Source organism: Pseudomonas sp. IPO3747, from assembly GCF_013385245.1.
Lineage (GTDB): Bacteria > Pseudomonadota > Gammaproteobacteria > Pseudomonadales > Pseudomonadaceae > Aquipseudomonas > Aquipseudomonas edaphica.
On record NZ_JACAQL010000011.1, the window covers coordinates 144,707 to 155,942 of the forward strand.

The window sequence follows — 11,236 nt, forward strand, 5'->3', positions numbered from 1 at the left end:
ATGTAAATCAGAAGGGGCAGCCTGAACAGGCTGCCCCTTTTGGTTATTCGCCGGCCAGCGCCAGCTTCAACGGCAGGCGCGCCATGCTGGTGCTCGTGAGCGAGCCCAGGTACAACCAGTCGCCGTATTCGCGCGCGGTAGTGACCGGCGAGTAATTGCCCGCACTGCCATCCTGCAAGTTGGCGATGACCTTGCCATCGATGTCCAGCCCCAGCACAAAGGCTTTGCGCTCGATGGGCTTGGGCATCACCATCAGTGCGCGCACCATCACCTTGCGCAACAGCGGGTAGCCGGCGAAACCGTCCAGCAACGGGTTGCGCGGCGAATACAGGGCAACCCAGAAGCGATCGCGGCCATTGAAACTGAGGTTGTCCGGCAGGCCGGGCAGGTTGTCGATAAACAGGTCATGGGTGCCGCTGCGCTCGCCCTTGAGCCAGTAGCGGCTGATACGGTAGGCGCCGGTTTCATTCACCAGTACGTAGTTTTCATCCGGCCCCAGGGTCACGCCATTGGCAAATTGCAGCCGGTCCAGCAACACCTCTGTGGTGCCGTTGCTGAAGTCATAGCGCAGCAACCGGCCGTCGCCACCATGCTCAATCACTGCTGTGCCGTCCTGGCCATAGCCCCAGCGGCTTGATGCGTCGCTGAAGTAGGCATAGCGCCCGCTGGCATCGACGGTCACATCGTCAGTGAGGCCAAAGGGTACGCCGTCAGCGCTGCTGCTCAATGGCTTGAGCTGGCGATTGGCATCCAGGGCAAGCAACCCCTTGACCCCATCGGCAATGATCAAGCGCCCATCTGGGTGCAACGCCAGGCCGAGCGGGCGGCCGCCGGTGTTGGCGAGTACTTCCAGGGTGTGGCTGTCCGGCGAGGTGCGGATGATGCGCCCGTCTTGCAGGCCGCTGATCAGAAAGCCCTGGGGGTCGAGCAGCAAGGCTTCGGGGCCGGCGATGTTCTGCGCGCCGATTTTTTCAATACCCTTGAGCCGCTGGTTTTCGGCGTAGGCGCCGTCTTTGAGCGAGGGCGCCTTGGGCGGCGACCAGTTCACCGGTTGCACCTTGGTGGGCATCAGCAGCAGAAAAGCGATGACTGCAAGCAGCAGTACGAACAGCAAATGGCGCAGTTTTTTGGGGCGGGTACTCATGACTATTCCTGGTTGTCGTGGGCGTTCGGCTCCCAGTGCAGGGTGCCGAACAGGTAATCCATCAGGGGGAGGACGATATTGAAGTTGCGCCCCTGCATCAGCTCACGGCGGTGGTGCAGGGCATGCAATTGGTGCATCTGGCGAATCCATGGCAAGCGCGCCACCGGGTGCTCGGCGGGCAGGTGTTCGCAGGCGTGAAACACTTCGTAAAGTAAATACCCAAGGATCATGCACCCGGCAAACAACCCGGCGACGTTGGGGCTCAATTGTTTGAGCAGCCACCAGGCGGGCAGGGTGATCGTCAGGCTGTGCAGCACGATCAGCCAGGCCGGGAATAGAATCACACGCCAGTCTCGCGGGCTGTCATAGGTCATGTGGCCTGGAGTAAAGAAACTGTGGTGGTCACCCGTGTGGCGCGCATAGAACAGCCGGGCCAGGCTGTGTTTGTGATGACCCAGGTGGCGGTGTACGAGGTAGATGCACAGGTTGAAAAACACCAGCGTCAGCGGCACGGTCAGCCACTGCAGCGCGGTGATGTGCGTGGTGGAGGACCAGGCCAGGGCGATGCAGACGATGCCGTAGCCGAGCACGAAACTGGCGTGCAGCCAGGGGTTGTATCGGGCGCTCACGGCGGCGCGGTAGCCGGCGCGGAAGGTCTCGGTGGGATGGGCCATGGCGGCAAGCTCTGGTTTTTTTGTTGGAGCCTGAGCTTAGTTGGTACGCGAGATAGTGCGAGTTTTTGCGCAGTACGCGGTTCAAGTGTGGGAGCTGGCTTGTGTGGAAACAGGCTTTTGTGGGAGCTGGCTTGCCTGGGATGCAGACACCTCGGTGTGTCAGGTAGAGCGAGTAGATGCTATCGCAGGCAAGCCAGCTCCCACACTTGAACCGCGGGCGACCGACGGGGGCTTGCACAGGCCTGATTTACTTGCTAGCTTCTCGCAAAATGTTATCGATAACATTTGCTCTAAAAATAAAAACAAAACAGAGAACCACGCCATGAAAATGCTCCCGAAAACCCTGTGTTTACTGGCTGTCAGCATCACCCTCGGCGCAACCAGCGCAGCGTTTGCCGACGCCGCCAAACCGATCCGCATCGGCGCTTCCTTCCAGGAAATCAACAACCCCTATTTCGTCACCATGAAAAACGCCCTGGAAGAAGCCGGCGCAACCATCGGTGCGAAGCTGATCATCACCGATGCCCGTCACGACGTGTCCAAGCAGGTCAGCGATGTCGAAGACATGCTGCAAAAGGGCATCGATATCCTGCTGATCAACCCCACCGACTCGGTTGGCGTGCAATCGGCGGTGAAGTCCGCCCACGCCGCGGGTGTGGTCGTGGTCGCGGTGGACGCCCAGGCCGACGGCCCGTTGGACTCCTTCGTCGGTTCAAAAAACTTCGACGCCGGCTTCCAGGCCTGTGAATACCTGGCCAAGAACATCGGCGACAAAGGCAATATTGCGATCCTCGACGGCATCGCCGTGGTGCCGATCCTTGAGCGTGTGCGCGGCTGCAAAGAAGCGGTGGCCAAGCACCCGGACATCAAGATCGTGAGCATCCAGAATGGCAAGCAGGAACGTGACCAGGCGCTGACCGTCACCGAAAACATGCTGCAGGCCCAGCCGGGCCTCAAGGGCATCTTCAGCGTGAATGACAACGGCTCCCTCGGCGCACTGTCGGCCATCGAAGCCAGCGGCCTGGACGTAAAACTGGTCAGCGTCGACGGCGCACCGGAAGCCATCAAGGCGATCCAGAAGCCCGGTAGCAAGTTCATCGCCACCTCGGCGCAATACCCGCGCGATCAGATCCGCCTGGCTCTGGGCATCGCCCTGGCCAAGAAGTGGGGCTCGCAAGTGCCGGCCACCATTCCCGTCGACATCACCTTGATCGACCAGGCCAAGGCCAAGGACTTCAGCTGGTAAATCGCCCCGGCCCCACGTGAACCGTGGGGCTTGAGGTCTCCTTCTGAATACGAGGTCGGCGGCATGAGCAGTCTTCTGAAGCTGGAAAATATCTGTAAGCGCTATCCGGGCGTACAAGCCCTCAAGTCCATCAACCTGCAGGTCGAACGCGGCGAAATCCATGCGTTGCTGGGTGAAAATGGCGCGGGCAAGTCGACCCTGATGAAGATCCTCGGCGGCGTCGAGCATCAGGACGAAGGGCAGATTTTAATCGATGGCCAGGTGCAAAAGTTTGCCACTTACCGCGATGCGATCGCCGCCGGTATCGGCATTGTGTTCCAGGAATTCAGCCTGATTCCCTATCTCACGGCGGTGGAAAACATCTTCCTCGGGCATGAGTTGAGCAACCGCTTCGGCCTGCTGCGCAAACGTGAAATGGTCGAGGCCAGTCAGGCGTTGTTCAAGCGCTTGGGCGTGAGTATCAACCTGCAATGCGCGGTCAAGCACCTGAGCGTGGCCGAGCAGCAATTCGTCGAAATCGCCAAGGCCCTGGCCCTGGATGCGCGCCTGTTGGTACTCGATGAACCGACCGCTACGCTCACGCCCAGCGAAGCCGAACTGTTGTTCGAGATCATGCGCGAACTCAAGCGTCAGGGTGTGGCGGTGATCTTTATCTCTCACCACCTGGAGGAGATTTTCCAGGTGTGCGACCGCATCAGCGTGCTGCGCGATGGCGGTAACGTAGGCGTGACCGATGTGGCCGACAGCGATATCGACCGGCTCGTCGAAATGATGGTCGGCCGCCGCCTGGAAAACAGCTTTCCACCCAAACCCACGAAAGACCGTGGTCCGTTGTTGCTGGAGGTCAAGGACATCCAGTTGGTACGCAATGGCCCGCGCAACAGCTTTCAGTTGCACAAGGGCGAGATCCTCGGCTTTGCCGGGCTGGTCGGCTCCGGTCGTACCGAACTGGCGCTGGGCATGATGGGTGCGCTGCCGTCGGTGAGCAAAGACGTGTGGTTGCGCGGCGAGAAAGTCAGCCTGGATGACCCGGCGCAAGCCTTGGCCCACGGCATCGGGCTGCTCCCGGAAAGCCGCAAGAGCGAAGGGCTGATCACCGATTTCAGCATTCGCGAAAACATCTCCCTGAACAACCTGCCCAAATATCAGAACGCCACGGGCCTGATCGACAAGAGCAAAGAGTGCGCCAGCGTCGACGCGCTGATGCGCCAGCTGTCGATCAAGGCGCCCAGCGGCGAAAGCCGGGTGTTCAACCTCAGCGGCGGCAACCAGCAAAAGGTTGTGATCGCACGCTGGATCAACCACCACTGCGACGTGCTGGTGTTCGATGAACCCACACGCGGCATCGACGTCGGCGCCAAGGCGCAGATCTACGCCCTGATGCGCAGCCTCACCGAACAAGGCTACGCGATCATCATGATTTCTTCCGAACTGCCCGAAGTCATTGGCATGTGCGACCGCGTCGCCGTGTTCCACAAGGGCGCCATCGTCAAGCTGCTGGAAGCGGCCGCCGTCAACCCACAAGAGGTCATGCGCCATGCAACAGGGGGCTCAAGTGAATATGTCCATTAATACCGGCGACACCCGCCGACTGCGCCTGAACCTGGCACGGCTGGTGCGCTCGCCGGCGTTTTATCCCTTCGTCGGGTTGGTGGTGGTGACCCTGGTGATGATCTTCGCCAGCGATAACTTCCTCACCACCAGCAACCTGTCGAACATTGCGCGCCAGGTGTCGATCAACGCGATTATCGCGGTGGGCATGACCTGCGTGATTCTCACCGGTGGCATCGACCTGTCGGTAGGCCCGGTGATGGCGCTGTCGGGCACCTTGACCGCAGGGCTGATGGTCGCGGGCCTGCCGCCGGGCCTGGCGATTGGCGCCGGCCTGCTGATCGGCGTAGCCTTCGGCATCGGCAATGGCGTGTTCGTCGCCTACCTGCACATGCCGCCGATCATCGTCACCCTGGCGACCATGGGCATCGCCCGTGGCCTGGGCCTGATGTACACCGACGGCTACCCGATTTCGGGGTTGCCGGAGTGGTTCGGTTTCTTCGGCCGCCAGAGCCTGTTCGGCGTCGACGTGCCGATCCTGATCATGCTGGTCACCTACTTTGCCGCCTATGTGTTGCTGCAACACACGCGCATCGGCCGCTACATCTACGCCATCGGCGGCAATGAAGAAGCGGTGCGTTTGTCGGGCGTGCGGGCGGCGCGCTTCAAGTTGCTGGTGTACGGCATCAGCGGCCTGACCGCAGCGATTGCCGGGCTGGTGCTCACCTCACGCTTGATGAGCGGCCAGCCGAATGCCGGTGTGTCGTTCGAATTGGATGCGATTGCGGCGGTGGTCCTTGGCGGTGCGTCGATTGCCGGCGGGCGCGGGGTCATTGTCGGCACCTTGCTCGGCGCGATGCTGCTGGGCGTACTCAATAACGGATTGAACATGCTCGGGGTCTCGCCCTACGTCCAGAGCGTGATCAAGGGCGGGATCATTTTGCTGGCGATTTTCATCAGCCGTCAGCGCCATAAATAAACACCTGACAAGAAAGGACCGAACACATGGACAAGCACACCGAGATGCAAGCCGTCGTTTGCCACGGCCCGAAAGACTACCGCCTGGAGCGAATCGGCAAACCCAAGGCGCGCCCCAATGAACTGGTGATCCGTATCGCCGCCTGCGGCATCTGCGCCAGTGACTGCAAGTGCCATTCCGGCGCGGCCATGTTCTGGGGTGGCGATAACCCGTGGGTCAAGGCACCGGTGGTGCCGGGCCATGAGTTTTTCGGTTACGTGGAAGAGGTGGGTGAGGGCGCCGAGGAACACTTTGAAGTCGCGGTGGGCGACAAGGTGATCGCCGAGCAGATCGTGCCGTGCGGCAAGTGCCGCTTCTGCAAGTCGGGCAAGTACTGGATGTGTGAAGTGCACAATATCTTCGGCTTCCAGCGTGAAGTCGCCGAAGGCGGCATGGCCCAGTTCATGCGCATTCCCAAGACCGCCATCGTGCACAAGATTCCCGAGTCGGTGTCGCTGGAAGACTCCGCATTGGTGGAGCCGATGGCGTGTTCGATCCACACCGTCAACCGTGGCGAAATCCAGCTCGATGACGTGGTGGTGATCGCCGGTGCCGGTACGCTGGGGCTGTGCATGGTCCAGGTGGCGGCGCTGAAAACCCCGAAAAAACTGGTGGTGATCGACATGGTCGACGAGCGCCTGGAACTGGCCAAGCAGTTTGGCGCCGACGTGGTGATCAACCCGTCCCGCGACAATGCCCGCGAGATTATCAATGGCCTCACCGATAACTATGGCTGCGACGTGTACATCGAAACCACGGGCGTGCCCGCCGGAGTGACCCAAGGCCTGGACCTGATCCGCAAGCTCGGGCGTTTTGTCGAGTTCAGTGTGTTCGGCGCCGAAACCAGCGTCGACTGGTCGATCATCGGCGACCGCAAGGAGCTGGACGTACGCGGCGCGCACCTCGGCCCATATTGCTACCCGATCGCTATCGACCTGTTTGAGCGCGGCCTGGTGACGTCCAAGGGCATTGTTACCCATGACTTCCCGCTGGATGATTTTGCCGAGGCCTTCGCGTTGGCCAACTCGACCAAGTCGATCAAGGTGCTGTTGAAGCCGGTGATTTGATCTATGAACTACGTAATGGGTGTCGATATAGGAACCCAGAGCACCAAGGCGCTGCTGGTGGATGGTCAAGGTACGATCATCGCCCAGCACAGCCAGGGGTATCGCGTCGATACCCCGAAAGTGCGCTGGGCCGAGCAATGGCCGCAGGTGTGGCTGGAGGCCGTCGAGGCGTGTGTGGCGCAGTGCATGGCCAAATCCGGCGTGGCGGCCGGGCAGGTCAAGGCGCTGTGCATCAGCAGCCTGTATGGCGGTTCGGGGATTGCCGTTGACGCGCAGATGACGCCGCTGCACCCGTGCCTTATCTGGATGGACCGGCGCGCCGGCGAGCAGGTGGCGTGGGTGCGTGAGCACCTGGACCAGGAACGCTTGTTCGAAGTAACGGGTAACTCGGTGGACAGCTATTACGGCTTCACCAAGATGCTCTGGCTCAAGCAGCATCAGCCGCAGGTGTGGGCTGATACGCGCTACCTGCTGCCGCCCAACAGCTATATCAACTGGTGCCTTACCGGCGAATTGGCGGTGGACCATAGCAGCGCCGGCAATATTGGCGGGGTTTACGACGTGAAAGCGCGCGGCTGGTCCGCCGAGATGCTCGATGCACTGGGCATTCCTCAGGCCATGATGCCCGAGCGGTTGGTGTATTCCGGTGAGGTGGTGGGCGGTTTGCTCGAAAGCTGGGCCACGCGCCTGGGCTTGCAGGCAGGCACGCCACTCCTCGCCGGCGGTGTGGATGCGGCGATGGCGACATTGGCAGCGGGTGTTACGCAGCCGGGTAACCATGTGGCGATGATCGGCACCAGCATGTGCTGGGGGTATTTGAACCAGCACGTGGACGCACACCACGGCCTGGTGAGCATGCCTCACGTCTACAACGGCCATCGAGACCTGTACATCTTTGGCGGTGCGATCACCGCCGGGGCGTCGGTCAGCTGGTTTCGCGAACAGTTCTGCCAGGCCGAAGAACAGCAGGCCCAGGCCACCGGCCAGGACAGCCTGGTGTTGCTGGAGCAGAGCGCCACCCAGGTTCCGGCGGGCAGCGAAGGTTTGTTGTTTTTGCCGTACCTGATGGGCGAACGCAGCCCGGTATGGGACGACCGCGCCAGCGGCAGCTTTGTCGGGCTGAACCTGTATCACAGCCGTATTCACCTGTACCGCGCGGTGCTTGAAGGGGTGAGTTTTGCCCTGCGCCACAACATTGAAGCCGGTACCCAGGGCGCGCATTCGCTGGACCCGCGCTTGATTGTGGTGGGAGGCGCGAGCCATTCGGATTTGTGGATGCAGATTATTGCCGATGTCACGCGCTACCCGGTCTACACCATTGTGCAGGAGGTGGAAGCGGCCTTGGGCGCAGCGTTGCTGGCGGCGCATACGGTGGGCTTGGTGAGTGATGACGAGATGGACAAAGGCTGGGTGCAGCTGGAACTGCGGGCGCAGCCCAAGCGCGAGAATGTCATGACGTATGACCGGGCGTTTGCCGAGTACCTGAAGCTGTATCCGGCCCTCAAGCCGATCATGCATAGCCTGCAAACCAACTGACCCAACACAGATCAAAAATGTGGGAGCTGGCTTGCCTGCGATAGCGGTGTATCAGTGCCAAATGTGCTGGCTGACACGCTGTTATCGCAGGCAAGCCAGCTCCCACAGGGATCTTCAGTGTTTATCGAGAAGTGACCATGACCACCACCTTCAACTTCACCCGCCAGCGCATTCTCGTCACCGGCGCCAGCAGCGGCATCGGTCGCGAAATCGCTCAACAGCTGATTGCCGCCGGTGCCGAAGTCTTCGCCCTTGGCCGCGACGCGCAAGCCTTGTCACAGCTGGGCTGCAACAGCTTATGCGTGGATATCGCCGACAGCATCGCCCTGGACAAAGCCCTGTCAGACTTGCCGCCGCTGAACGGCCTGGTCAACTGCGCCGGTATCTCACGCCTGGAGCCCGCCGCCGCCATCAGCGCGGAGGCGTTCGATCAGGTCATGCAGGTCAACGCCCGCGCCGCCGCACAGGTCGCCAGCCGAGTGGCGGCAAAAATGATCGAAGCGAAAATCCCCGGCAGCATCGTCAATGTCTCAAGCCAGGCGTCACTGGTGGCGCTGGACGATCACCTCGGCTACTGCGCCTCAAAGGCCGCGCTGGACGCGATCACCCGCGTGCAGTGCGCCGAGTGGGGGCGCTTTGGCATTCGTGTGAACAGCGTCAACCCCACGGTCACACTTACGCCAATGGCGACAAAGGCCTGGTCGGATCCGGCCAAACGCGACCCGGCGCTGGCGGCCATTCCGCTGGGGCGTTTCGCACAAACCGTGGAAGTCGCATTGCCGGTGCTGTTCCTGCTCAGCGATGCCGCCAGCATGATCAGCGGCGTGAGCCTGCCGATCGATGGCGGCTACACCAGCCGCTAGCCGTTTTCCAGCACGCCGGCGATCACCACTTTGTCCCGTGGCTTGTACGGGTCTTGCAAGCGGTCAAGCAGCAGGCGTACCGCGCTGCTGCCGGCCAGTGAGGCGTCGTGGGCCACGCAGGCGATCGGCACGCCGAAGATATCGGCGAAGGGCAGGCGGTCGATGCCGCAAATGGTCAGGCTGTCGTGGGCGATGTTGTGCATGCGCAAGGCACGCAGGGCGCCGAGGGTGATCAACTGGTTGAAACCCATGATTGCATCGGGCGCCGAGTGCTCGGCCAGGTAGTCGAGAGTGTGCAGGTAAGACGGCATCAGCGTGTAGTCACCGGCCTGCACTTCGACCTGAACATGGGGGTGTTCAGCCAGCACTTCGCGCAACCCTTTGAGGCGCTCCACGGTGATACGTGAGTGCTCCGGGCCGGTCAGCACCAGCAGGCGTTTAAGGTCGGGTGTCTGGCGCAGCAGGTAGTGCGCCGCCTGGATACCGCTGTGGTAGTTGTCGAGCACTACGCGGCTGAACGGGCTGTCGTGGATCGTGCGGTCGAGCAACACCACCGGAGTTTTGCCGTTGCCCAGGCGCTCCAGATAGTCGGGTTGGTAGCTGGGTTCGTCCGAGACCGGCGACAAGATAATCCCCGCCACGCGATAGCCCAGCAGGGTATCGACGGCTTTGCTTTCGAGTTCTTCCAGCTCATCGGTGTCCACCAGCATGATGGTGTAGCCGTGCTTCTTCGCCTCCCGGGAAATCGCCTTGATCATCTCGCTGTAGAACGGGTTGTCGACCGAGGCGGTGATCACGCCGATAATCAGGCTTTCACTGCGCTTGAGCCCGCGTGCGAAGGCATTGGGCACGTAGTCCAGCTCGCGAGCCACTTCGAGAATGCGCGCCAGGGTGGCGGGCTTGACCAGGTCGGGCTTGCTCAGTGCGCGGGACACCGTGATGGTGGTCATGCCCACCCGTTCGGCGATGTCGCTGATGGTGACGGACTTTTTCTTGTTCATCGGTAAGGCTGCGCTGGGAAACATCCGCAGGCTAGCATGCGCGCGGGCGTAGGGTGATTCAAATCAGCGGGTCCCAGCGTTGTGACCAGTCGCTTTCGGCCTTGACCACCTCGCGCAGCAGCCCCAGCGCCTGCTGCAATACCGCCGAATCCCGCGCCCGTGAGTAGACCAGATAGGTCGGGAAGCTGAATTCCGGCGCTTTCGGGACGCGCTGCATGACGCCGCTGTCCAGGTAGCTTTGCACCACCCGCGTGCGGAAGTACCCGGCGCCACCGTTCTCCAGGATGTACTGCAGGGCCAGCGGCCCGAGGTTGAAACTCAACGCGGCGCGGGCTTTGTCGGGCAGCGCGGCGTCGTGTTGCTGGCGAAAGCCTGGGCCCCAGTCGATATACACGTAAGGGGCGGGTTTGCTTGTTAACTGCACCAGGATCAGTTTTTCTTCCAGTACTTGCTCGACCTGCAGGCCAGGCCAGTATTGCGGCTGGAATACCAGCGCGGCATCGAGCACGCCCAGTTCCAGTTGGCGCAAGAGGTATTCACCTTCACGCACTTCGGTGCGCAGCGCGTGGCCAGGGATCTGTTCGCGCAAGGCCTTGGCCCAGCCGAGCATCAACGGGTTGCACAGGCTGACTTCGCCGCCGATATGCAGCACATTGCGGTAGCCATCGGGCAGCGGGAGGTCGCGCTTGGCGGCTTCCCAGGTTTGCAGCAATTGGTTGGCGTAGACCACAAACGCTTCGCCATCGGCGGTGAGCCTGGCGCCTGCGCGGTTACGCACAAACAGTGTGCTGCCCAACTGGCTTTCCAGGCTTTTGACCCGTGCGGTGATGGCGGTCTGGGTGACGTGCAGTTTCTCGGCAGCCGCGGCCAGGCTGCCGCAGCGGGTGATTTCGAGGAAGGTGCGTGCCAGTTCGATGTCCATGAAGCCCCCGGGGATGAATGGGGGACAGTGTAATGGAATGTGCTTGGAACTGGGGTGTGTGTGGGTTTGTTGGGGGGCTGGGTGTATATCCGTTATTTAGGTCACGGCGGCTTATGGTTCCGCTCTTACAGCGGGTCACTTTTGGCAAACGCCCGGAATGCCGGCCCAGCCAAAAGTAACCAAAAGGTCTTCGCCCCACCACTCGGCACCTCGC

The 11,236-nt window shown here is 61.5% G+C and carries 10 protein-coding genes; 6 read left to right on the top strand and 4 right to left on the bottom strand.

Annotated elements, in window-relative coordinates:
* Positions 1-43 precede the first annotated feature (43 nt).
* Positions 44-1,144 carry an SMP-30/gluconolactonase/LRE family protein gene (locus HX790_RS18255; protein ID WP_017139556.1) on the bottom strand — a complete coding sequence of 367 codons (1,101 nt, stop codon included), beginning with the start codon at positions 1,142-1,144 and terminating at the stop codon, positions 44-46.
* 2 nt (positions 1,145-1,146) lie between these two features.
* On the bottom strand, positions 1,147-1,818 hold the full coding sequence (locus tag HX790_RS18260; RefSeq protein WP_017139555.1) for a sterol desaturase family protein: 672 nt from the start codon (positions 1,816-1,818) through the stop codon (positions 1,147-1,149).
* 322 nt (positions 1,819-2,140) lie between these two features.
* On the opposite strand from HX790_RS18260, the gene HX790_RS18265 reads away from it, so the two are divergent.
* The 6 genes from HX790_RS18265 to HX790_RS18290 all read left to right on the top strand — a co-directional run bounded on the left by HX790_RS18265 (position 2,141) and on the right by HX790_RS18290 (position 9,099).
* On the top strand, positions 2,141-3,064 hold the full coding sequence (locus HX790_RS18265; RefSeq protein ID WP_099549975.1) for a substrate-binding domain-containing protein: 924 nt from the start codon (positions 2,141-2,143) through the stop codon (positions 3,062-3,064).
* 63 nt (positions 3,065-3,127) lie between these two features.
* Entirely contained in the window at positions 3,128-4,636 is a 1,509-nt protein-coding gene (locus HX790_RS18270) for a sugar ABC transporter ATP-binding protein (RefSeq protein WP_099549976.1), read from the top strand.
* Positions 4,602-5,594 (top strand): ABC transporter permease, encoded by a 993-nt coding sequence (locus tag HX790_RS18275; RefSeq protein ID WP_099549997.1) that lies wholly within the window; start codon positions 4,602-4,604, stop codon positions 5,592-5,594. Before HX790_RS18270 ends, HX790_RS18275 begins: the two co-directional genes overlap by 35 nt.
* Positions 5,595-5,620: 26 nt before the next feature.
* Positions 5,621-6,700 (top strand): erythritol/L-threitol dehydrogenase, encoded by a 1,080-nt coding sequence (locus HX790_RS18280; protein ID WP_017139552.1) that lies wholly within the window; start codon positions 5,621-5,623, stop codon positions 6,698-6,700.
* A gap of 3 nt (positions 6,701-6,703) precedes the next feature.
* Complete coding sequence (locus HX790_RS18285; protein WP_017139551.1) at positions 6,704-8,236, top strand: FGGY-family carbohydrate kinase; 1,533 nt, start codon at positions 6,704-6,706, stop codon at positions 8,234-8,236.
* Positions 8,237-8,373: 137 nt separating this feature from the next.
* On the top strand, positions 8,374-9,099 hold the full coding sequence (locus HX790_RS18290; RefSeq protein WP_099549978.1) for an SDR family oxidoreductase: 726 nt from the start codon (positions 8,374-8,376) through the stop codon (positions 9,097-9,099).
* On the opposite strand, the gene HX790_RS18295 is transcribed toward HX790_RS18290, so the two are convergent.
* Both HX790_RS18295 and HX790_RS18300 read right to left on the bottom strand, forming a co-directional pair.
* Positions 9,096-10,100: a LacI family DNA-binding transcriptional regulator gene (locus HX790_RS18295; RefSeq protein WP_026013875.1), complete on the bottom strand. Its 1,005-nt coding sequence runs from the start codon at positions 10,098-10,100 to the stop codon at positions 9,096-9,098. The genes HX790_RS18290 and HX790_RS18295 overlap by 4 nt on opposite strands.
* A 58-nt stretch (positions 10,101-10,158) precedes the next feature.
* Entirely contained in the window at positions 10,159-11,022 is an 864-nt protein-coding gene (locus tag HX790_RS18300; RefSeq protein WP_099549979.1) for a LysR family transcriptional regulator, read from the bottom strand.
* Between the last annotated feature and the right edge of the window lie 214 nt (positions 11,023-11,236).

Excerpts from the sequence above, each read along its gene's own strand:
- HX790_RS18255 (WP_017139556.1), bottom strand. The coding sequence starts at position 1,144 with ATGAGTACCCGCCCCAAAAAACTGCGCCATTTGCTGTTCGTACTGCTG.
- HX790_RS18260 (WP_017139555.1), bottom strand. The coding sequence starts at position 1,818 with ATGGCCCATCCCACCGAGACCTTCCGCGCCGGCTACCGCGCCGCCGTG.
- HX790_RS18265 (WP_099549975.1), top strand. The coding sequence starts at position 2,141 with ATGAAAATGCTCCCGAAAACCCTGTGTTTACTGGCTGTCAGCATCACC.
- HX790_RS18270 (WP_099549976.1), top strand. The coding sequence starts at position 3,128 with ATGAGCAGTCTTCTGAAGCTGGAAAATATCTGTAAGCGCTATCCGGGC.
- HX790_RS18275 (WP_099549997.1), top strand. The coding sequence starts at position 4,602 with ATGCAACAGGGGGCTCAAGTGAATATGTCCATTAATACCGGCGACACC.
- HX790_RS18280 (WP_017139552.1), top strand. The coding sequence starts at position 5,621 with ATGGACAAGCACACCGAGATGCAAGCCGTCGTTTGCCACGGCCCGAAA.
- HX790_RS18285 (WP_017139551.1), top strand. The coding sequence starts at position 6,704 with ATGAACTACGTAATGGGTGTCGATATAGGAACCCAGAGCACCAAGGCG.
- HX790_RS18290 (WP_099549978.1), top strand. The coding sequence starts at position 8,374 with ATGACCACCACCTTCAACTTCACCCGCCAGCGCATTCTCGTCACCGGC.
- HX790_RS18295 (WP_026013875.1), bottom strand. The coding sequence starts at position 10,100 with ATGAACAAGAAAAAGTCCGTCACCATCAGCGACATCGCCGAACGGGTG.
- HX790_RS18300 (WP_099549979.1), bottom strand. The coding sequence starts at position 11,022 with ATGGACATCGAACTGGCACGCACCTTCCTCGAAATCACCCGCTGCGGC.